The organism is Leptospira meyeri (assembly GCF_004368965.1).
GTDB classification, from domain to species: domain Bacteria; phylum Spirochaetota; class Leptospiria; order Leptospirales; family Leptospiraceae; genus Leptospira_A; species Leptospira_A meyeri.
On sequence record NZ_SORO01000001.1, the window covers coordinates 432,777 to 454,710 of the forward strand.

The following is a 21,934-nucleotide window of genomic DNA, read 5'->3' on the forward strand; positions in this document are numbered from 1 at the left end:
TTTTCATAGAATAGGCAAGCGTAAAGTATATTCTAATGAAGAAAGTTTACATTCACAATCCATCATTGAGTGTATTCGGAAAACACAAAGGATCACAACTTGATTTATCCTTTGTGACCGCAAAACAATCTGTACATGAGTTTCAATCTCACAAAATTCAGTTCATCATCTACGCAAGTTTTTCACCTGATTCCTATAATAAAGAATACCATTTATCTGCAAAACTCCCTGGTTTATTAGGAATTCGCGATGTTTATTCCATACGAATGGAAACTGCATCTTCGTCAGGGGCTGCGGCTTTTCAATTGGGGGTGAATTTAATTCTCAGTGGAAGGTTTGATCATGGACTTGTTTTGGCAACGGAAGTAATGAGCCAACTCAACCGTGAAGAGAGTAATCTTTTGTTAGGTTCTGTTCTTTCTGATTCACAAAGGGCACTCGGAATGTCTATGGCACAAGGTGGTGCTATGATCACCCGAAAGTATTTAAATGATTATGGATACAAAGAAGAAGACCTTTTTGCCATCGCAAAGAAATTACATGACAACGGTCTTAAAAATCCGAAAGCACATATCAAAAAGAATTTAACCTTAGAAGAATACCAAAACCAAACAAAGATCGCAAGTCCATTAGGTTTGTATGATATTTCTCCACTTTCTGACGGGTCGGCAGCTCTCATCCTTTCCAAAAATCCAAGTTCCATTTCAGTCAAAGGTATGGGCTCGGGTACTGCTCCTTTCCTTTCCTCAGCGGATCCAAGTTTTCTTGCCAACCGCATTGCCTTTGAGAAGGCTTATGCAGAAGCTGGTGTGGAACCAAGTGATATTGATTTTGCGGAATTACATGACGCATTTACTCCTTTCGAACTTGTCGGTGCCGAAGATGCTGGTTTTTTCAACCGTGGAGAGGCCTTATTTCAGGTAAAAGCAGGTCTTACTCATCCCAAGGGCAAAATTCCGATCAATTCCTCTGGAGGACTCAAATCCCGAGGCCATCCGGTGGGAGCTTCGGGCCTAGCACAAATTGTTGAACTTTGTCGGTTCTTTGAGGAATGGCCCGAAAAGCGGTTGGCAATAGCACAAAGTATAGGTGGACTTGCTACAAACAACTTTGTGTCGATACTAGAAAGAGACTGATGCCAGAAAAAATACTCATCATCCAAACGGCTTTTTTAGGTGACCTGATCCTATCCACTTCGTTTTTCCATGCGGTCAAAATGGAACATCCAGGAGCTGAAATTCATGTATTAGTGAATGCCGGTACGGAATCTGTTTTGGATAACAATCCAGATTTAACAAAAGTTTGGTCACTTGATAAAAAACGAATCAAAAAGAATCCGTTTGCCTTTATGCATTTTGCTGGTTTATTAAAAAAAGAAACCTTTAACAAGGTGTATTCAGCGCACTTTTCATTTCGTTCGAGTTTGTTATCATACCTAACAAGGGCACCGATTCGTATTGGTTATAAAGAATCTGGCTTTTCTTTTTTGCATACAAAGACGGTACAAAGACCCAAACAAGGTCCTCACGAAGTAGAAAAACTATTTTCCCTTTTATTTGAAGAATATGATTTTCCGAAAGGAAGAGAAAGAAGGCCGTATTTATTCCCAGGGAAATTGGAGGAAGATTCTTTTTTAATAAAGAAAAAGGAAATTATCAATAATGATGAGGGATACATTCTGATTGCTCCTTCTTCTCTTTGGGAAACAAAACGGATGCCAGAAGAAAAATTTGTGAGTGTCATCACGCAGATCCTGAGGAAACGAAAAGAAACGGTTATTTTGATTGGTAGCAAAGCAGATTTGGAAATTGAAAATACTATTGTTCGTTTGATGAAAACAGAACCATTGGAATTAAAAGAAAGGGATCGTTTGCTTTCACTTGTAGGAAAAACAAACCTAAAAGAGCTAATGGTTTGGATTCGAAATGCCAGTGCGATTATTTCCAACGATTCCAGTCCTATTCATTTTGCTTCTGCTTTTAATACTCCGACAGTTATGTTGTATGGTGCGACCGTCCCGGCATTTGGGTATGGAAGCCTTTCCGATAAACATAAAATTTTGGAAGTACAGGGTCTAAATTGTAGACCTTGCGGGATTCACGGAGGACGAATTTGTCCAGAGGGACATTTTCGTTGTATGATGGACCAAAATCCTGTGAGAATTTTTGAAGCCTTAGAGGAAATCATCACTCATGAAATTACCTGATAAAAAAACAAGAGAATACAACTCTAAGTTATACCGTAGTCGGATCATCAACATTCAGAAAAAGTTGAAAAAAGGGGAAATCTTTTTACTCTTTGCCGCAAATCATAAGATTAGAAACCGGGATGTGGAATATAAGTTTCGCCAAAACTCCGATTTTTACTACCTTACTGGAATAACAGAAGAAGACTCCATCCTTGTCATTACTCAAGATGTTTCAGGGATGTTTTGTCTGCCCAAAGACAAAGAAAAAGAAATTTGGACGGGTATTCGACTTGGAAAAGAAAAAATCAAATCCATGTTAGGTTTGGATTTTTCTTATGACTTAAGTGATTGGGAAAAAGAAAGATCTGCCATCCTGATAGGGAATCATACTTTGTATTATTTTTTTGGAGAAAATCCAGACCGCGACCGGGAACTGATTTCCGAATGTAGGAATCTATCGGAAAGAGGTCGGGAAGGAAAATTTGGCCCGCATAGGATTGAACATCCTCATTTTTTACATGAAGAAAGACTAAATAAATCCAAGGAAGAAATTGCACTTTTAAAAAATGCAGCAGAAGTCACAAAACTTGGCCATATGCGCATTATGCGAGAGAGTAAACCGGGGATGTATGAATATGAATTGGAAGCACTTCTTGACCAGGAGTATTTAAAATACGGATCGATCGGCGGTGGGTATGGTCATATTGTTGCCACAGGAAAAAACGCCTGTATCCTTCATTACGTTAGTAATGATGACGTTCTAAAAGAAGGGGATTTGGTTCTAGTCGATTCAGGGGCAGAGTGGAATTATTATACAGCGGATGTCACACGTGTGTTTCCTGCCGGAAAAAAGTTCACCGAGGCTCAAAAAACAATCTATGAAATTGTATTGTATGCACAGAAAAATGCGATTCACAATTCTACTTCTGGAACTCCTTTCAATGAAGTACATGAAAAAACGGTTCGTTTCCTCAGTGATTGTTTAAGGGAAATGGGTTTTTTAAAGGGGAGTTTAGAAGAAATTCTCGAGAAAGGAACTTATCGAAAATTTTATATGCACCGGACTGGACATTACTTGGGAATGGATGTTCACGATGTGGGAAGATACTTTTTGGATGGAAAGTCTAGACCTCTGAAGGATGGCCAGGTGGTGACAGTGGAACCTGGATTATATTTTGATCCAACGGATGAATCGATTCCGAAAGATTTTCGAGGGATTGGAATTCGAATTGAAGATGATATTGTAATCCATGGAAAAACACCCATCAACTTAACTGAATCCATTCCCAAAGAAATATCTGAAATTGAAGCCTTGAAAGCTTAAGATTTTCGATTTGTCTTTGTTATTCGGTTATGTATGAGTAGAGAACTTCCCAAACGCTTTCGATCTGTTCGGTATTTTGATCGAATCAGTTCTGAAATTGCTGATATTGTTCGTTTCGAAATGGAAAAATTGGGTTACCCCGGTCTCACAACCTCTCATTTCGAAATTTTGACCTTTCTATTGAGAAGTAAGGTTCCGATCAATATGACTCAAATTGCTAAAACCATTGAGAAGACGAAACCGACTTGCACGGTTCTTGTGAATCGATTGGTGAAAGAAGGTCTTGTGGAACGAAATCCTTCTCCAAACGACGGAAGGGAATGGGCTTTACTATTATCAACGGATGGGAAAAAAATACGAAAGAAAATTGTGACTATCTCCGCAAAACTTCTTTCGTTACAAACTTGGGGTATCTCAAAAGAAAACGAGGATATTTTGTATCCTATCCTCGAAGAAATATACAAACACATTCGAAATAAAAGAGAAAATTAAATCTTTTGTTTTTATCTTAGGAAGTAAAAACAGGTCTTCTGACTTGAACGGAAGCAGAAATACCTTCCTGAGCATCTTTTGATTGAATGCTTTGGATGGTGGCTTGAATATCCGTCTCAATTAAAGACAAAATTGTTTTTTGTACATTCAAAATTCCTAATTTTGTATCTTTCATTGCGGACAGAGAATTTTTTTTGAGTTTTGTTTGGAGAGATTTTGATTTTTTTTTCAAGTCTTCTTCTGTTCCTGCAATTTCTTCAAACAAACTTGGCATTTCTTTTGCTTTGAATGCATCACCTAATAGTACATGACGTTTTGCCGCATCGTATCCAACTGCTTCTCCAAGTAAGGCATAAATAAAGGAAGGAACTTGGATTCCAATTTTGACCTCTGGTAAACCAAATCGTATGTCCTCAGTCGCATAACGATAGTCACAAACAAGTGCAAGCATTGCTCCATATCCTAAAGCATGGCCAGAAATCTCTGCGATTGTTGGAACGGGAAGGGTAAATAAAGCTTTTAAGTTGTCATAGAATAAATTTAAAAATGGCGCCAGGTCTTTGGAAAGATCCATTGTACTGACAGTAGTAAGATCAAGTCCTAAAGAAAAGGTACCGGGAGAATCACTTTTTAATACGATGGCTTTGGAATTTGATTCCTTAGCAATTTGAATTGTCTTTTTCAATTCCAAAAACGATTCGTTAGAAAAACTGTTCTTGTCGTTAATGCCCAATCGGATAAATCCGATTCCGTCTATTTGTTCAAATGAAATCATTGGAATCCTCGGAAAAATGGTTAGATGTCTAACTAATAAAATGGGGCGAAAAACAGACAAGTTTATTTTTTGTTTAAATTGAATTTAAAAGATACGTTTTGATGACTTCTTTCATCACTGAAAGTCCGATGGGAAGTGCATCCTCGTCAAAATCAAAAAAAGAACTATGGTGGGAGTGAATAAATCCTTTCGCCTCGTTCCGAGAACCAATAAAAAAATAACAACCAGGTCTTTCCATAAGAAAGGCAGAAAAGTCTTCCCCTCCCATGGTCCTTGTATTTTCTTCGGTGAGACAATCTTCACCCAGAATATTCTTTGCTGCAACTCGCACGATGTCAGCCATTGCCTGGTCATTGATTGTTGGTTTGTCGATTCGGTTGTATTCGAAGTCGATACTGGCTCCAAAACCTGCTGCTACTTGGTTCACTAGGGATTCCATTCGTTTGGGGATCAATTCATAAACGGATTTCGAATAGGTACGAACAGTTCCATGAAGGGTTGCCGTTTCTGGGATGACATTGAAAGCATTTCCTGAATGAAAAGATCCCACTGTCACAACGCATGGTTCCAAAGGGTCGACGTTTCTAGAAACTAATGTTTGTAAAGCGGTTACTATGTGGGAGCCAACTACAATCGGGTCTACGGTGTGCTGGGGGATGGCTCCGTGGCCAGAGGTTCCTTTTATCGTAATTTTAAATTCATCAACAGAAGCCATCATAGTTCCGTTGACTACCCCCACTTTCCCTAAATCAATATGATTCCAGACATGAAGGGCAAAAACCGAATCTACCTTGTAGCGATCCAAAATTCCAGAGGCGATCATTTTATCCGCCCCTGAACCACCTTCTTCGGCTGGTTGAAAACAAAGGAGAACTCTACCCTTGGGAACAAATTCTGAAAAAGATGATTTAAGTTCGGAAGAAAGGGCCATGAGGATGCTCGTGTGCCCATCATGTCCGCATGCATGCATCTTACCTGGGTTTTTGCTTTTGTACTCGTGGTTATTTTCTTCGTGGATGGGAAGAGCATCCATATCAGCTCGGACGAGGATGGTTTTTCCTGGAATTCCGGAATCGAATAAAGCGACAAGGCCAGTTTCCGCAATTCCTGATTCCACTTGGAAACCTAAAGATTCTAAATGCGCCTTCACAAAAGAAGCAGTTTCCCTTTCCTCATACTTGAGTTCAGGGAACTGATGGAAGGTACGTCTATAACGAACCATTTCCTCTTTTCGATGAGAAGGATAGACTTTCATAACTTGTCAGTTTCTTGTTTGGCCCTTTTTTCGACTTCCTCTAAGATTGAGTAAAGATCGAGTCCATATTTCTCAAAAAGAGAATTTTTTGCCAATTCATAACGAACTAAATTGATATTAAAATTAATTTTTGCCTGTGTCACGGCAAGTTCTACATTCGCTAAACTATCCAATGCATTTTTAACGTTAACGGCTGTATAACGTCCTTGGCGAAAACGTTCAATCAATCCATTATAGAAAATTTCTGTTTCTTTCCTGGTTTTTGTTAAATCTTTTAGGAGAGCATGACTTGCTAAAACCGCTTCGTAACGGTTATCAATTTCTTGAGAAATTTCTTGTTCCAAATTTTGGATTTTCATTTCGTTGACTTTGAGATTTGTTTCCGCATCTCGAATTCCTGCTTTGATTCCTAAATCCCAAAGAGGATAAGACATTTTTAATTCTGCAACAATCTGTGGGTAATTGAAAGATGTTATTCCCCTTTGGCGCGCAATGAAGTTGTCCTGAGGAGAAATAAAATTCTGTCCAATCGAACTATAGGAAAAGGTTGCAAGTAATGAAGGATCATCTTCAGCAAGAGCAGTGTTTAAAGCAAGTTTTGCAATTTCTCTTTCCCGTTTTAAGATTAGATAGTCAGTTCTTCTGGAAAGTGCATATTCTTTGTCTGCCTTTAGGTTAATTCCTGTTGGTAATGTTTCACTTAAATCAGTTACACCTTCAATGGAAGAGCCAGTGTCCACATTTAGAATACGAACTAAATTTCTTTCGGCTTCAATTCGATCTACTTTTGCTTTTTCTAAAAGGGATTGTGTTCTTAAAAAAGCCTGGTTCCATTGGTTGACTTCAAATCCTTCCGAAAGTCCAAGTCCTGTTTTTCGTAAGGTTAGGCGTCGAATTTCTTCTGTGTTTTTTGAAACTTTTTCATAAGTGGCAATCCGAGAATCAACAATGCTAAGAGACCAATAATCTACCAGGATTTTAACCACAAGTTGAGTTAAGATATTGATGTAATTTTCACGAACAAGCAGGGTTTGGTTTTTTAAAAGTTTTTCTTTATCTTCTTCGTTTTTGCCAAACCCATATTTGAGTAACTCTTGAGACAAAGTAACAGAAAGGGCACCAGTATACATAGGTGGTGCTGCGAGCAAACTTCCAAATCCACTTTGTGAATTGGGGTCTTCAAAAGCATTTACGTCATAACGAATGGTACTGATTTCAGTTTTGAAATATGTTCCTGTTTTGAACTGTTTTTCAATGCCGGCTGAAATTTTATCTTGGGAACGAATCGTTCCGGCAAAGATGTTGTTTCTATTATTCGGAAAAAGTTGTTTGGAAGACTGGATACTTGCCAAAGCCTTCCAAGTGTATTTGGATTCATTTTTCCATTCGGGACTGTCTGCTTTGACTATTTCCAATTTGGCATTTTGAACAATGGTGTTGTTTTCAATGACCTGTTCAATGGCTTGGGAGATCGTGAGTCGTAGTTTTTTCGGACCAACCCCCGTTTGGAGGGGTTCAGGAATGGTGTTCCCGTTTTCCCACTGGGAAAGCTGCATCCGTTTGACATCCTCTTCAAAGTCAGTTTCAGCAAAAATTGGGAAACTTAAAAGACTAAAAGATATTAACCAGCTGGTCAACTTTCGAGGACTTATAAAAAAATACGGGGTAGAAATATTGTGACTGTTCAATGGAAACTTCTTAAACCCCTTACACAGACAAGATGAAAAAATCAATGTTGTCAATCAACCTAAAATGTAAAAAGCTACGTGGAGAAACCTTAGTTTCTGGGGGAACATTGTGGCAAATCTGTCGAAAAAACCGAATCGTTTGGTTCATGAAAAAAGTCCTTACCTGTTACAACATGCACACAATCCCGTAGATTGGTTTCCCTGGGGAGCGGAAGCCTTCGAAAACGCCCAAAAAGAGGATAAAATCATCCTTTTGTCCATTGGGTATTCGACTTGTCACTGGTGCCATGTGATGGAACGGGAATCCTTTGAGGATGATTCCACAGCGGAAGTCTTAAACCGTGATTTCGTATGCATCAAGTTAGACAGGGAAGAACGTCCAGACATAGATAAAATTTATATGGATGCTTTGCATGCCATGGGAACCCAAGGGGGGTGGCCACTCAATATGTTTCTCACCCCAACAAAGGAACCAATCCTTGGCGGAACTTACTTTCCTCCGGAAAATCGCTACGGAAAACGAAGTTTTAAAGAAGTCCTTCGGTTGGTCTCGGATGCATGGAAGAACCAAAGAGAAGAACTGATCACTGCTGCTACGGATTTGACACAGTATTTACGAGACAATGAAACTAGGCCAAATGAAGGAAAAGTTCCCGCTAAAGAAATCATCGAAAAAAATTTTGAACGATACGTGCAAGTGTACGATAAAGAATTTTTTGGATTCAAAACCAACTCCGTAAATAAATTTCCCCCCAGTATGGCCCTCAGTTTCCTTACGGAATTTTACTTATTAAAAAAGGATCCGAGGGCTCTCGAGATGGCTTTTAACACGGCATATGCAATGAAATCTGGCGGGATATATGACCAAGTCGGTGGTGGAATTTGCCGTTATGCGACCGATCATGAATGGCTTGTTCCTCATTTTGAAAAGATGTTGTATGACAACTCCCTTTATGTTGAAGCACTTGCTTTGTTATACAAGGCCACGGAAGAACCTTTCTTTTTGGAGGTAATTCGAGAGATTGTCACGTATATCAGACGTGATATGACCTTAGGATCAGGCGGAATCGCCAGTGCGGAAGATGCAGATTCCGAAGGAGAAGAAGGAAAGTTTTACATTTGGAACCATTCCGAATTCAATCAAATCGTTCCTGAAGAAGAAATCCAAGGATTTTGGAATGTTACTGAAGAAGGAAATTTTGAACATCAGAACATCTTACATGTTTATTGGAAGGGAAAAAACCCATTTGTGGATGGAATCCAATTTAAACCAGAGTTTATAAACAAAATAGAAAAAACAAAGGAAAAATTATTGGCCCATCGTAGCCAAAGGATTCGTCCCCTTCGGGATGACAAAGTCCTCACTTCATGGAATTGTCTTTGGATCCGTGCTCTTTTGTCTGCTTATGAAGTTTCCGGAGACACTGAATATCTAAACGATGCCAAAAAAATCTATCGATTTATCACAAAACAACTAGTAGGTGACGATGGTTCTATCTTAAGACGATTCCGAGAAGGGGAAGCAAAATATTTTGGTACTCTTCCCGATTATACGGAATTTATTTGGGTGTCTATGAAACTTTTCCAGTTGGATGAGGATATAGAAGCATATGAAATTGGGAAAAAATCATTGGATTATGTTTTTGCCAATTTCGAATCCAAGGTGGGGCCATTTTATGAATCTTATCATGGAAACGAAGATTTAATTGTTAGAACCATCGAAGGATATGATGGAGTAGAACCTTCTGGAAATTCTACTATCTTACATTTGTTTTACCTTTTGTTTTCCATTGGGTATAAAAAAGTAGATCTTCAGAAAAAAGCAAATTCCATCTTCGCATACTTCCTTCCCGAACTCACACAAAATTCCTTAAGTTATCCTTCGATGATTTCTGCGTTCCAAAAATTCCAATACCCGTCCAAGGAAGTCCTTGTGGTTTATAAAGGCTATGATGCGGCTGAAATCAAAGAAATTCGGAAAAAGTTAAGTGAATTAAAAGATCCAAATTTGGTTTGGCTTGTTTTGGAAGAATCGAATGCGAAGGCATTAGCTCCGGAGCTGGAACTGCTTACGGGCAGAAGTGCTGGTTCTGGAATTCTATATTATGTATGCCGTAATTTTTCTTGTGAATTACCAAAAGACAACTGGGAAGAAACACTCACTCTTATACAACAATAGGAGTGGCATCGCCCCAAAGACGATCTAACGAGTAGTAGGTTCTCATTTCGTCAGTCATAATATGAACACAAATTTCACCGTAATCCAGAAGGATCCAACCGGTGGCGTCCTTCGGTAGGTCAGTAAGGTTTTGCCTTTTGACCGCGAGTTTCAAAGGTTTCATATACTTATCAATGTCCTTCGCACAAGACCTACCTTGTGTTTCGGTTTTGACCGTTGCAATAACAAATAAGGATAAATAACTATGTACGTCTTTTAGATCCAAAAATTGAATGTTTTCGCACTTTTTGTCAATTAACGTTTGTTTGATCTTTTTTAGATGTTCTAATGTCTCGGCACTGATATTCGGCATTTTAGTCCTTGGAATTTTGAAAATCTTCCCCGAGGATCACAGTAGCATCAAGCCCCAAATCCTTTCTCAGTGCAAAGTAAACCTTGCGTCCTTGAAAAGTATCGGAGATAAGATCTGTGTACTGTGTGTTTCCGGAGCGGTTTAGGATGATACTGGATTTAAAACTAGAATCCCAGGCATTGTCAACGGAGAGAACTTTCAGACCCTTATCATTCAGAAGTACCTTACCGTATCTGGCAAGCCCATTTTTGGGAGTTCCATTTAAGACTTCGATCCTTGCTCTTTCCCCTTCGCTAAAGGATAAAGACTTTATTTCACTAGAGAATTTATGAAAAGCAACTTTTACCGTTTCTTCATTTGCTTTTAAAACTTCATCTTTGAATTTAGGGCGACCCATTGGCTCACCCGGGACTTCTGAAACGCCAAAATGGATTTTCTCTTTTTTTAAAAAATCAATCAATGTTTCCCATTCTTTGGCAGAAAGATTTGTGGTCATTTGGTTATGAAGGAAAGCTACTCTTTGTTTTCCAAGTAGGTCTTTTTTATCATGGATGGATTCAAGGATCGTCAAAAAGATTGTTTCTTGGATTTCGAGCCTTCTGATATAGGAAATCATAGATTCATCGGTGAGTGAACTCATCCAATCAAAACAATCTTCACCATCCAAAATATATGTTTGTTTATTACGAGCGTAGTTTTTGGTTATATGCAGTGATTTTGGTTCAAAAAATAAATTCAAGCCACCAAGCAAATTGATCCAATTTTGAAATTGTGTTTTGGTCCAAACAATCTTGAATGGGATACTAGAATCTAAAGTGTCTTCCAAAACAGATTCCACATAAGAAGGGGCAGAACTTCCTTTTTCTTTGAGAGATTTTTCTCCATCATCGAAACTGGTTTTGGGATTTACAAAAAATAGCGCAGCTTTCTTTTCATTTGGATAAAACTCCGCATAAAGAGAAAATAGGTATTCATCCTTTTCACCTAAGACAGAGAATAAAATAGGAAGTCGTTTGCTTTGGGAAAATTTTTGATCTAGAGAAAAGCCTCCTTTTGAACGAAAAACTAAAAAAAGGAGAGCAATCAAAAAGAAGGAACCAGCTAAAATGAGAAGACTTTTTGCCGGGATCGGTTGTTTTTTCGGAGCTTCGCGTAACATCTATTTGATTTCCTTGATTAAACTAGCTGATTGATTGTACGTATAAAACGTAAAGGGGTGGATGACTTCCTTTTTTTCCATTAGAAAGGAAATGGTTTGAGAGGCTTTCATAAAAACTCCGTATAATAAATTTTCCTCTGTTTTCTGTACCCATAGGGAAAGGTTCGGTTGCCGGAACGCATAATCGGACCCTAAAAAATCTGCCGCATAAAGAATTTGGTCCAAGAGTTTTGGAGAATTATTTCCTAAGGTATGGGAGGAGATTGCTTTTGTGATCTCTAGATCACTAAATCCATATTCCTTTTCAAGCCATAATGGAGCGGAGAAAGCATGGAGAGCCTGTGCGGGAATTCCAGTTACATCCAAAGAATATTCATAGAAAAGCTCCGTATGGATTTCCGATTTTTTCTGTTTGGTGATATCATGACAAAGTCCAGCTAGATAGGCTTTTTTGGGAATGGGGTGGTTGTGAATATTCGCTAGTGATTCCGCATATTTTGCCACTCGAAGGATATGTTGAAACCTAGTTTCTGTGACATGATTTGGAACTTCTTCCATAAAAAATAAAATCCAATCATCTAATGAAGCATGGGACTTTGGTATTTGTTTCATTCGAAACCACCCTTATTTTTGTCATTTAAAAACCTCAAAGCAAGTTCCTTGGTCTTGGGTAGAAGAAATTCAGTGACTAAGTTTCCATGAAAAATCTCTCGAATTTCCGTGCTACTGATGGGTAATATTGGGTTTGGTAATAGGTTTACCTTTGATTTCGGGATATAACTTGGGATAAAAATTTCTTTTGGGTAAGGAGTCACTCTACGCACAACAATGATTTGTTTGATAATGTCGAGAATTTCTAAATAGGATTTCCATTTCTCAAAAGAATCTAAATTGTCTTCGCCGATCACGAGTGAAATTTCTGAATTTGGATGGAGAGTGCGAAGCGTTTTTAAGCTATCAATTGTAAAACTTGTATTCGGTTTTTTAATTTCCTCATCCCAAAGGATCACGTTCTCTGAAAGGAAACCTTCAAATTCCGTGAGACAAAGTTCCCAAATTTCATTGGACCGAAATTCCTTCCCACCTTCCTTAAAGGGAGAAACGAAATTAGGGCAAATGTAAAGCAGAGCTTTGGGGTAGGATTTGGAAATGGTTTCAATCACATGCCGATGACCCAAATGGGGTGGATTGAAACTTCCTCCAAAAAACAAAACTTCCATTTTTAGCCGCGGACTTGTCCACTTCCCGTAACATAAGTTGTCGTTGTTGTTAGGTGGATAAGACCCATTGGTCCACGGACATGGAGTTTGCCTGTGGAAATTCCCACTTCCGCCCCGAGTCCATACTCACCACCATCGTGAAACCGAGTGGAACAGTTTACAAATATCGCAGCACTATCCAGTTCCTTTTGGAACGTTTGGATCTCGGTTACATCTTCAGACAAAATACATTCTGTATGCCCCGAGCTGTATTTTCGAATGTTTTCCATGGCCTCCAAAACAGAACCCACTAGTTTTACACTCAGTCTTGTGTCCAAAAATTCTGTGTAAAAATCTTCCTCTGACGCTAGTTTTGCTGCTGGAAAAATTTTGATAATCGACTCATCTCCAAGAATTTGGATTCCCGCAGATTCTAAATCTTCCAGTAGTTTCTTTAGATTCGGATAGTCTTTATGAATTAGTAGGTTTTCCAAAGCATTACAAACTCCAGGTCGTTGTACTTTGGAATTCACAAGAATGGGAAATACTATCTCTGGATTTGCTTGGTTCGAAAGATAAAGATTGGTCACACCTTTGTCATGTTTGATGACAGGAATTTTACTATTTTCCGAAACAAAACGAATGAGAGCCTCGCCGCCACGAGGAACAATTACATCAATGAGATCATCCAATTGAAAAAAAGGAACCATAGCTTCTCTATTTGTATTCTCTACAAATGTAACCACATCCTTTGTCACGCCAGGTAACTTCTTTTCTTCGATTGCCCTGTGGAATAAAGAAGAAAGGATCAAATTGGAGTGGAAGGCCTCTGACCCACCTCGCAAGATACAAGCATTTCCTGATTTAAAGGACAGTGAGGCAATATCAATGATCACATTGGGCCTAGATTCGAAAATGGTCATGACCACACCAATGGGAACACGTTTCGTGAGAAGTTCGAGTCCATTGGGAAGGATGGTTCCGCGAACCACTTCCCCCACAGGATCCGGAAGATTACGAATTTCTTCGATACTTTTTACCATTGACTGAATTCGTTTGGAATCAAGAAGGAGGCGGTCCATCATCGAAGAGGATAAACCTTTCTCCTGACCATTTTTCATATCGATTTGATTTATTTCTATAATGGCAGATTCATTTTCCAGAAGGAGTTCTTCCACACGTTTCAGAACCGAGTTTTTTTCTAAAGTGGTTAAACCTTTTAGGCCTCTACTGGCTAACTTGGCTTTGGTGGCCAATGATTTTGCATAGTTTGTGTTCTCGTCTGCCATAGTTTACTCCATAGGGAAAGAAAAGAAATGGGATTGGATTTCGGAAGCAGTGGGAGTACGATGGGCGGAAGATTGGTCCGCAACCAAGGTACCGAAGTTTTCCACTTCAAAAAATTGAGAAATCGCATGTTTTTTCTCACCATTCACAATTCCTGTTTTGATACCATAGGGTAACAAAAGTTTGGCGGCATTGATTTTGGTAAACATACCACCAGTTCCAGGTCCTGTTGGACCTGTTGCCAGTTTTTCTATATCTTCTGTGATTTCGGTAAATAAATCAATTTTAGAATTATCTTTCAAAAATCCATCCACACCTGTTAGGATGAGAAGAAGGTCTGCTCCCACAATGGATGCGACTATGGCTGAAAGGATGTCGTTATCTCCCAAATTGATTTCTTCCGTGGAAACAGAATCGTTTTCGTTTACTATGGGAAGGATTCCCCAGCCCAGTAATTGGCGGAAGGTTTGTTTTAGGTTGGTAAAACTTTTTTCCTCGTTTAGATCTTTTCTTCCAAAAAGGATTTGGGCAATCGGAACGTTCACACGACTAAAAAAACTTTCATAAAGATTGAGAAGTTTGTTTTGACCCATAGCAGCAAACGCCTGTTTTTCGGCAAGCGTGGTTTTCCCATTGGGTAAGGAAGTAGATCCACTTTGGTCCACTAGAAGTTTTTTTCCCTGGGCAATGGCACCAGAAGAAACAAGGATTACTTCTTTTCCTTGGTCACGTAACATTCGAATGTCACCGACTAAATCATATAAAAAATCATTAATTTTGGATTCTTCACCAGAAACACGTGCGCTTCCGATTTTGATCACAATGAGTTTTGCCTTCTTTATGGAGTCTAAAAAATCCTTACGTGTTTTCATAAACTAACTTTGTTTTTTCTTCGAAAAATACTTTGTCAATGCGTTCTAGTAAGTAATCCAAATTGGATTCCTTGTCGGCAGAAATACAAATGATTTCCCCTAAATGAGAGTAGTTCTTTTGGATTTCTTCCGTAAACGTGGGGTCATTGTCCCAAATATCCATCTTGTTGATGACGATAAGAAATTTTTTGTTTAGAAGAGTTTGGTTGTAATTCCCAAGTTCACTTCGTAACATTTCCAATTCTTCTTCGAGTTGTAAATTTCCACCGTCAAAAAGAAAAAGAATCCCTTGGACTCGTTCGATATGTTTAAGAAAACTAATGCCAAGTCCAACACCACGAGATGCCCCTTCGATGATTCCTGGGATATCGGCTACTGTATAACGAAATAAGTCTTCATGTCTATGCACCACACCAAGGTTAGGGGAGAGGGTAGTAAAGGCATAACCAGCAATTTTGGGATGGGCATGGGTAATTTTTGCGAGTAGGGTCGACTTACCAGCATTAGGAAGTCCAACGATCCCAATATCTGCTAGTAATTTTAATTCTAATAATAAGGATAATGCGCCACCATCTTCTCCGGGTTGGCTATAGCGAGGAGCTTGTTGTACAGAAGTTTTGAAAAATGTATTTCCCTTTCCACCACGCCCACCCGTAGCAATGATAAAACTTTCTCCGTCGTGGCTGAAATCATAGATGAGTTCCATCGTAACGGAATCAATGATTTGGGTTCCCACGGGGACTTTCAGGATTAAATCTTCGCCATTTTTTCCATTTCTGTTTTGCCCAAGACCTGGTTCTCCGTCCTGTGCCGCATACATACGGTCCGGAAGGTAATTTTCTAGAGTCATCATCCGACCTTCGGCAACAAAGATCACGTCACCCCCTTTGCCTCCGTCACCACCATCCGGGCCACCAAATTCGACAAACTTCTCTTTATGGAAATGGACAGAACCTGCCCCTCCGTGTCCGGCTCGAATTTGAATGGGTACTTCGTCAATAAATCCGCTCATAGTTTCCTTTAGTCAAAAAAAAACCCGTTCAAGGGAGATCCTAAAACGGGTTTCGCCTCTCAAATGTATGAGAGGATTACACTTTCGGGTAAACGGAGATTTGTTGTCTTTCTTTCGTTACGTGTTCGAAAGTCACAACTCCATCAACGAGTGCGTAAAGAGTATGGTCACGACCAATCCCTACATTTTTTCCGGCTTTGTATTCAGTTCCTCTTTGGCGAACAATAATGTTTCCAGCAATTGCTTGTTGGCCACCATATACTTTTACACCAAGTCTTTTCGATACCGAATCACGACCGTTCTTTGTGGATCCACCACCTTTCTTTGTAGCCATTGTTTACCCCTTTATTATTTCGTCTTGGATGGAGATCGCTTGGGAATGAGTGGTCGCTAAACTTTTTAATCCAAATTCAACCATCGAAAGTAGGTTTTGGTAACCCTCTCTTTGGTCCTTCATGACTAAAAATTCTAAATACCCGTCTCGTTTTGTTTCCGATTCCAAACTGCCTTGTGATGCTAAGTAAGAGTGAGCACTCTGAACCAGAGTGGAGACTCCTGCACACAAAAGATTTTCGCCTTTTGAACCTAAGTCCTTGGGAGAATGTCCTTCCAGTTGGATTCCTGCGATTTTCCCTCCTAAATCTTTTAAAATCTTACTATAAATCAATTATCCGTTGATGGATACTACTTGGAGTTTTTGGAGTTGTTGTCTGTGTCCCCAAGACTTCTTGTAGTTTTTTCTTTTTTTGTATTTGAAACCGTGGATTTTGTCACCTTTGCAGTCTTCTAATACTTTCAAAGTCACTTTTGCACCGGAAAGTGCTGGTGAACCAATGTTCACTTTGTTGTTATCGGAAAGGAGTAGGACTTTCGTTTCTACTGTGCTTCCAACCGTGTTTCCTGTTTTTTCTGCGACGAATACCTGGTCAGGAGAAACTTTAAATTGTTTGGCTCCAAGTTCAATAATGGCGAACATATAACTATCCTAATCTCTTTCTCGAATGTAGTTCTTACCAGGATTTCTGATGGGCACCTCTTGTCAAACTGAAATCCCCATTTACAGCCTAACTGGATTAGAATTTCTGGTAAAAACAATGGAAATTCGCAACATCGCCATCATCGCACACGTCGACCACGGTAAGACGACACTAACAGATTGTATCCTTCGCCATACGGGCGCCGTAACCGCAAAAGAAGACCGAGAAAGACTCATGGATTCCAACGCATTGGAACAGGAAAAAGGGATTACCATCCTTGCCAAGAACACTTCGGTAAAATACAAAGGCACTCGCATTAATATCGTAGACACTCCAGGCCACGCTGACTTCGGAGGAGAAGTGGAACGAGTTCTGTCCATGACAGACTGTACACTATTACTTGTCGATGCTTTCGACGGACCAATGCCACAAACTCGGTTTGTGCTTGGAAAATCACTCCAACTCGGTCACAAACCAATCGTAGTTGTGAACAAAGTTGACCGTGAAGGTGCAAGACCTGGTTACTCAGTAGACAAAGTATTTGATTTATTCAGTGATCTCGGTGCCACCGAAGAACAGTTAGATTTTCCTATCATTTATGCATCAGCAAAACAAGGTTGGGCCGTAAACCAACTTTCCGAAGTGCCGGGAACCAACATCGAACCACTCCTTGATAAAGTTTTGGAACATGTCGCTGCCGTAAAAAGCGAAAGTGATAAAGCTCTACAATTCCAAGTAACAGCACTTGATTACAATGAATATGTTGGTCGTATTGCCATTGGTAAAATCTACCAAGGTACTATGAAAAAAGGTGCTGACGTAACACTCGCAAAAACAAACGGAACTACTGCTAATTATAAAATCACAAAACTTTATGGTTACGAAGGACTCACTCGTTACGAGATTGATGAAGCCGGATCTGGGGATATCGTAGCGATGGCTGGGATTCCAGATGTGTTCATCGGGGATACTGTTTGTGATCTTGGAAATCCGCTTCCACTCCCTGCCATCCAAGTAGAAGAACCTACTGTTTCCATGTTCTTTATGGTCAACAACTCACCGTTTGCTGGTAAAGAAGGAAAGTTTGTGACTACAAGAAATCTTCGGGAACGTTTGGACAGAGAACTTGAAACAAACGTGGCACTTCGTTTAGAAGAAACGGAAGACAAAGATCGTTTTAAAATTTTAGGACGTGGGGAACTCCACTTATCCATCCTCATTGAAAACATGAGAAGAGAAGGATACGAACTCCAAGTATCTCGCCCAGAAGTAATTATCAAACAAAACGAAGTTGGTGAAAAAATTGAACCTTACGAAACACTCGTAATGGATCTACCAGACCAATACTCGGGCGCTTGTATCCAAGAACTAAACCGACGTAAAGGTGAGTTAACAGGAATGGATGCTCATACTTCCGGAATCACTCGTGTAGAATATGTCATTCCGACAAGAGGACTCATTGGATTCAGAGGCCATTTTATTTCTGAAACTCGTGGAGAAGGGGTAATGTCTAGCCGCTTCCTACGTTTTGATAAATACAAAGGTGAAATTCCTGGTCGTAAAAACGGAGCGCTCATTTCTATGGATTCTGGTGAATCCACTGCATATGCATTATGGAAAGTGCAAGAACGTGGTGAACTATTCATTGAGCCACAAGTGGCCGTTTATCCAGGGATGATCCTTGGTATGAATAGCAGGGATTCCGATTTGGAAGTAAACCCTGTTCGTGAGAAAAAGTTAACCAACGTTCGTGCTTCTGGATCGGATGAAGCGATTCGTTTGGTTCCACCGAAGAAACTGACTTTGGAACAATCCATTGAATTTTTAGATGATGATGAACTTTTGGAAGTAACTCCACAAAGTTTGCGTCTTCGTAAAAAAGTTTTGGATGCAAGTATGAGAAAAAGATCTGGCGGTGGGAGATAAACAGAATTTAATATTCTAACTAATCTCTCATCAAAAAGAAAAAGGGACTAAGGATTTAGTCCCTTTTTTATGTACAAATAGAATTTAGAAACCTAAACCTTTGAGAGCATTTCCAGCGCCTGGAATTTTTTTCAAAGCATCACTTGCTTTTCCTTTGATTACTTCTTTGACAGCACCACCGATGAGATCGGTGAGAGTACCAAGTCCGACTCCTAACTCTACATTTGGATTACGGATGTCTCCATAAGTTCGAAAGGGAATAAAAAGCCTTTCATCTTTGATGAGATTGCCAACAATTTTATTACGAAAGGCTTTTGGATCTCCTTGGCCTTTGGTGGCTTGTTTGATTTTTTCATCTACAGATGCCAAAGATTTTTTGGATTCTTCTTCATCATACAACATACCCATTTTCATTTCATGGTAGTTTGTTGTGGTGACAATGTAAGATCCTTTGGTGATCTGTAAGTCATAGTTTTTAGTAGGAAAGGTTGGTTCGTCTAGAAAGGTTACTTTCCCATTGCTGTATTCAACATGAAAGGAAACGTCTTTTTTTAGTTCTGCTTTTTCTTTTAGTTTGTCCAATTTTAAGCCAGCTTGGTTTAAAGCAGGCAGTTCCCCTGCAATCGCATCGAAAGCAGCAAATCCCGAAACAAACGAATCTTCTTTCATGGTAACTTCATAATTAACTTTGGGATTCACGAGTCCTGTTTTGGCAACGAAAGGTGTTACTTTTCCCTCTGTTTCTAATAAAAATTTGGCCGCTTCTTTTTTGTTTCTTCCAATAATCGTGATATCAGCATCAAAATTCACATTCACATTGTTATGTGACTCAAGATCACTTCCATCTATATCAATGTCCTTTAATTCTAAATCCAATTTTTGAATTTGAATTTGTTGACCGGTTTTACGCATATTCACTCGGATGTTTCCCTCTTGAATGCCAACAAGACCCATTTTGATAGCAATCGGAATATCTTTGATAGAGAATGGACCGGACGGTGGGGCACTCGCTTTTTCTTTAGCCTCTTCTTCTGCTTCCTTTTTCTTCTCCGCCAGAGCTTCTGCAGAAAGGGCGGGATTTTTTTCTCCATCTACAATTTTCGGTGTTTTGAAAAGAGAAGTAAGATTGTTGCCTCCATCTTCATTCATGGTTAGAGAGATTTCTGGTTGTTTGAGGAGGATTTTATTTACCTTTAAGGTTTTTGTCAAAAGTGCTAAAAAGGAAATCTTAACTTCTGCTTTTCCAAGCTGAATGAGACCTTTGGGTTTTGATTTTCTTTCGTCGAGAGGAATGCCTTTGTTTGCTACTTCATCTCTTGGGGCAAGAATAATTCCTTCAATTTCTATCCCAGAGAGAACATTGAATAGACTGATGTTGACTGATTCGACATGGGCTCGCACATTGATGGATGATTCAATCTGTTTGACTAAAAAACTTGGAGTGATCAAACTTCCGGCAAAAACTAACGCGATGATTACGATGAGGAGAATGCCTGCGATGACCGCACCAATTCCGTAACCTATTTTTTTCATATGGTCTCCTAATTCCGACACTAACGAGTGGAATAGAGACTAGGATAAATTTTATTTCTGTAAAGTAAAAAAGGGAAGGAAATTAATTCAAAAACCTAACCGAACTGATAATGTTAGTTAACTGTTGGAAAAGTTCATCACCCACTTCTTCATCGGAGTTGTAGGTAACGAGAAGCATTCTAGATTTGTTGGCCACCATATATACCATCCACACACGATCTTCCTTTAAAAATTCGCAGGCTCGAATGGAGGAACCTTCATTGTTTTCAAAAACTGCGACATTTTCCGCATCATAATCGATTTCATGTATTTTTAAGTAGTTCTCTAATTCTTGGTCAACATTGAAATCTTCTAATTTTGATTCGAAGGCGTAAACTTGCAAGGCACCTCCACCATCGGGGTGGAAAAAGGCTGGAATTTCTTCTACCACCATATGTTCCCAAGTGGCAGGGAATAGAAAGGAATACCAACCTTGCGGGGATCGAAATTGTTTATAGAGTGGTTTTGTCATAAGAATTCCCTTTTCTTTCCAATAAATCTTTGGAGTAATGGCAGTAAATGATTTTCAAAAGAAAATGGTATTTCCCTGTCATTGCTCTTTATTTCGTCAGTAGTTTTTTGGGAACTGTAACTGCACAAGTCTCTGGTTATGAATCAGCTTATCCCTCTGCCTACTTGTTGGGATTATCTTCTTCTGGGGTGGTTAGCCCAAATTCAATGGGAACTGTTTACGGGAATTCAGCTTTCCTCTCCTTTCAAAACAAACATCTTGTGGATGGCGGGGTAAACGTAAGTTATGCGAATCCAAAAACGTCTCCTTTATATCTATCTGGCGCCACATATTTTTCTTATTCTGAATCGATTGGATTTGGGTTCCGAGGTAAACCAATTTTTTTAAGATCTTTCCCGGTAGACGAAAGATACTCAAATTATGCCTTTCAAGGTTTTGTTACTTGGAGATGGAACGAGTATCTATCGTTTGCACTTCACTTGGGTCCTGGTGTATCAGGAAGGATGGGTGGATATAGTTCTTATTCTTGGAACGTTTCTGCCTCCACAGCAATTCAATATGGAGATTTTCGATTCGGAGTAATTTTAGAGTCTCCAGGTAATTACAGGTTTGATAAATATTTAGGATCGGAAAATTTAAAAGAACGCCTCCCTGAACGTTTGTTAGTAGGGGTAGGTTACAAAATTACAGAACTCATTGATTTACAAGTCGAAGGGAATCGTACTTTTTTTGAAAAGTCCCATATCTCATTGAACGGAGGGAATAATTCATTTTCTTATCCAATTCGAACCATGTATGCTGGTAACATTGGTATAGCGATAGGTAAAATAGAATCCTTCCAAATTTTAACTGGAATTGGTAGAGAGTTTCGGGCTGATTCTAGTTTAAGAGGATTTTATACAGGATCTATTGGAATTGCTGGTTCCATTTTTCCCGGAGAACTTGGTCCTGGGTATTTGTATTCTCTATCTTTGCAAAGATCGGGTTTAAGTGTCCCCGAAAGAGAAGGGGCGGAGACCCGTGCCTCTGCCCAAATCCAAATCCAGTTTCAATGAAGAACACCATTTGCTTAAATTTTGCGCAAATTGGTTGGTTTCCATAAACACACCTTCTCCGTTTTGCCCTAATAGAATGCAAATTGTAGAGAAATATAGGATAATCTGACTTCTTTAGGCGAGATGCACTGTCGGTACGATACTTGCATC

Annotated in this window: 22 protein-coding genes; 7 read left to right on the top strand and 15 right to left on the bottom strand. The window is 39.3% G+C overall.

All coding sequences use genetic code 11. From position 1 onward, the window contains the following. The first annotated feature begins 35 nt into the window (after positions 1-35). The 4 genes from CLV96_RS02040 to CLV96_RS02055 are packed head-to-tail and all read left to right on the top strand — an operon-like array spanning position 36 to position 4,004. Entirely contained in the window at positions 36-1,136 is a 1,101-nt protein-coding gene (locus tag CLV96_RS02040) for a thiolase family protein (protein WP_004788475.1), read from the top strand. Beyond that, the gene (gene waaF / locus CLV96_RS02045) at positions 1,136-2,206 is read left to right on the top strand and encodes a lipopolysaccharide heptosyltransferase II (RefSeq protein WP_004788613.1); all 1,071 of its coding nucleotides are present in this window, start codon (positions 1,136-1,138) and stop codon (positions 2,204-2,206) included. The genes CLV96_RS02040 and waaF overlap by 1 nt, the downstream gene beginning before the upstream one ends. Further along, positions 2,193-3,512 carry an aminopeptidase P N-terminal domain-containing protein gene (locus CLV96_RS02050; RefSeq protein ID WP_004788937.1) on the top strand — a complete coding sequence of 440 codons (1,320 nt, stop codon included), beginning with the start codon at positions 2,193-2,195 and terminating at the stop codon, positions 3,510-3,512. The genes waaF and CLV96_RS02050 overlap by 14 nt, the downstream gene beginning before the upstream one ends. A 33-nt stretch (positions 3,513-3,545) precedes the next feature. Beyond that, on the top strand, positions 3,546-4,004 hold the full coding sequence (locus CLV96_RS02055) for a MarR family winged helix-turn-helix transcriptional regulator (protein WP_004788478.1): 459 nt from the start codon (positions 3,546-3,548) through the stop codon (positions 4,002-4,004). A gap of 16 nt (positions 4,005-4,020) precedes the next feature. On the opposite strand, the gene CLV96_RS02060 is transcribed toward CLV96_RS02055, so the two are convergent. The 3 genes from CLV96_RS02060 to CLV96_RS02070 form a co-directional block, all read right to left on the bottom strand. Further along, on the bottom strand, positions 4,021-4,779 hold the full coding sequence (locus CLV96_RS02060; RefSeq protein ID WP_004788372.1) for an enoyl-CoA hydratase/isomerase family protein: 759 nt from the start codon (positions 4,777-4,779) through the stop codon (positions 4,021-4,023). Positions 4,780-4,852: 73 nt separating this feature from the next. Further along, positions 4,853-6,034 carry a M20 metallopeptidase family protein gene (locus tag CLV96_RS02065; protein ID WP_004788408.1) on the bottom strand — a complete coding sequence of 394 codons (1,182 nt, stop codon included), beginning with the start codon at positions 6,032-6,034 and terminating at the stop codon, positions 4,853-4,855. Then, complete coding sequence (locus tag CLV96_RS02070) at positions 6,031-7,590, bottom strand: TolC family protein (protein WP_004788290.1); 1,560 nt, start codon at positions 7,588-7,590, stop codon at positions 6,031-6,033. The genes CLV96_RS02065 and CLV96_RS02070 overlap by 4 nt, the downstream gene beginning before the upstream one ends. 241 nt (positions 7,591-7,831) lie before the next feature. Between CLV96_RS02070 and CLV96_RS02075 the strand changes: the two genes are divergently transcribed. Beyond that, positions 7,832-9,901: a thioredoxin domain-containing protein gene (locus tag CLV96_RS02075; RefSeq protein WP_004789263.1), complete on the top strand. Its 2,070-nt coding sequence runs from the start codon at positions 7,832-7,834 to the stop codon at positions 9,899-9,901. On the opposite strand, the gene rsfS is transcribed toward CLV96_RS02075, so the two are convergent. The 10 genes from rsfS to rplU form a co-directional block, all read right to left on the bottom strand. Then, the gene (gene rsfS, locus CLV96_RS02080) at positions 9,888-10,253 is read right to left on the bottom strand and encodes a ribosome silencing factor (protein ID WP_004788822.1); all 366 of its coding nucleotides are present in this window, start codon (positions 10,251-10,253) and stop codon (positions 9,888-9,890) included. The two genes, CLV96_RS02075 and rsfS, sit on opposite strands and share 14 nt — an antisense overlap. Before the next feature lies 1 nt (position 10,254). After that, positions 10,255-11,412 carry a LytR C-terminal domain-containing protein gene (locus CLV96_RS02085; protein WP_004788625.1) on the bottom strand — a complete coding sequence of 386 codons (1,158 nt, stop codon included), beginning with the start codon at positions 11,410-11,412 and terminating at the stop codon, positions 10,255-10,257. After that, a complete protein-coding gene (yqeK, locus tag CLV96_RS02090) occupies positions 11,413-12,024 on the bottom strand; it encodes a bis(5'-nucleosyl)-tetraphosphatase (symmetrical) YqeK (RefSeq protein ID WP_004788915.1) in 612 nt (203 codons plus the stop codon). Then, the gene (locus CLV96_RS02095) at positions 12,021-12,632 is read right to left on the bottom strand and encodes a nicotinate-nicotinamide nucleotide adenylyltransferase (RefSeq protein ID WP_004788828.1); all 612 of its coding nucleotides are present in this window, start codon (positions 12,630-12,632) and stop codon (positions 12,021-12,023) included. Before CLV96_RS02095 ends, yqeK begins: the two co-directional genes overlap by 4 nt. A gap of 2 nt (positions 12,633-12,634) precedes the next feature. After that, positions 12,635-13,900, bottom strand: a complete 1,266-nt coding sequence (locus tag CLV96_RS02100) for a glutamate-5-semialdehyde dehydrogenase (RefSeq protein WP_004788758.1) — start codon at positions 13,898-13,900, stop codon at positions 12,635-12,637. A gap of 3 nt (positions 13,901-13,903) precedes the next feature. Further along, on the bottom strand, positions 13,904-14,770 hold the full coding sequence (proB, locus tag CLV96_RS02105) for a glutamate 5-kinase (protein WP_004789039.1): 867 nt from the start codon (positions 14,768-14,770) through the stop codon (positions 13,904-13,906). Further along, a complete protein-coding gene (gene obgE / locus CLV96_RS02110; RefSeq protein ID WP_004788373.1) occupies positions 14,757-15,782 on the bottom strand; it encodes a GTPase ObgE in 1,026 nt (341 codons plus the stop codon). The genes proB and obgE overlap by 14 nt, the downstream gene beginning before the upstream one ends. A 76-nt stretch (positions 15,783-15,858) precedes the next feature. Continuing rightward, entirely contained in the window at positions 15,859-16,116 is a 258-nt protein-coding gene (gene rpmA, locus CLV96_RS02115) for a 50S ribosomal protein L27 (protein ID WP_004788663.1), read from the bottom strand. A 3-nt stretch (positions 16,117-16,119) separates the two neighbouring features. Next, entirely contained in the window at positions 16,120-16,449 is a 330-nt protein-coding gene (locus CLV96_RS02120) for a ribosomal-processing cysteine protease Prp (protein WP_004788588.1), read from the bottom strand. Then, positions 16,450-16,758 carry a 50S ribosomal protein L21 gene (rplU, locus tag CLV96_RS02125; RefSeq protein WP_004788901.1) on the bottom strand — a complete coding sequence of 103 codons (309 nt, stop codon included), beginning with the start codon at positions 16,756-16,758 and terminating at the stop codon, positions 16,450-16,452. It abuts the gene before it with no gap. Positions 16,759-16,876: 118 nt separating this feature from the next. Here rplU and typA point away from each other — a divergent pair, with 118 nt between their 5' ends. Continuing rightward, positions 16,877-18,685, top strand: coding sequence for a translational GTPase TypA (gene typA, locus CLV96_RS02130; RefSeq protein WP_035983828.1), 1,809 nt, complete (start codon positions 16,877-16,879; stop codon positions 18,683-18,685). An 84-nt stretch (positions 18,686-18,769) separates the two neighbouring features. Here typA and CLV96_RS02135 read toward each other — a convergent pair whose 3' ends face one another. Together CLV96_RS02135 and CLV96_RS02140 are read right to left on the bottom strand one after the other, a co-directional pair. Continuing rightward, the gene (locus tag CLV96_RS02135) at positions 18,770-20,218 is read right to left on the bottom strand and encodes an AsmA family protein (RefSeq protein WP_004789016.1); all 1,449 of its coding nucleotides are present in this window, start codon (positions 20,216-20,218) and stop codon (positions 18,770-18,772) included. An 82-nt stretch (positions 20,219-20,300) separates the two neighbouring features. Further along, the gene (locus CLV96_RS02140; RefSeq protein WP_004789295.1) at positions 20,301-20,729 is read right to left on the bottom strand and encodes a hypothetical protein; all 429 of its coding nucleotides are present in this window, start codon (positions 20,727-20,729) and stop codon (positions 20,301-20,303) included. A gap of 47 nt (positions 20,730-20,776) precedes the next feature. Here CLV96_RS02140 and CLV96_RS02145 point away from each other — a divergent pair, with 47 nt between their 5' ends. Further along, positions 20,777-21,784 (top strand): hypothetical protein, encoded by a 1,008-nt coding sequence (locus tag CLV96_RS02145; protein WP_004788573.1) that lies wholly within the window; start codon positions 20,777-20,779, stop codon positions 21,782-21,784. Positions 21,785-21,934: the final 150 nt, after the last annotated feature.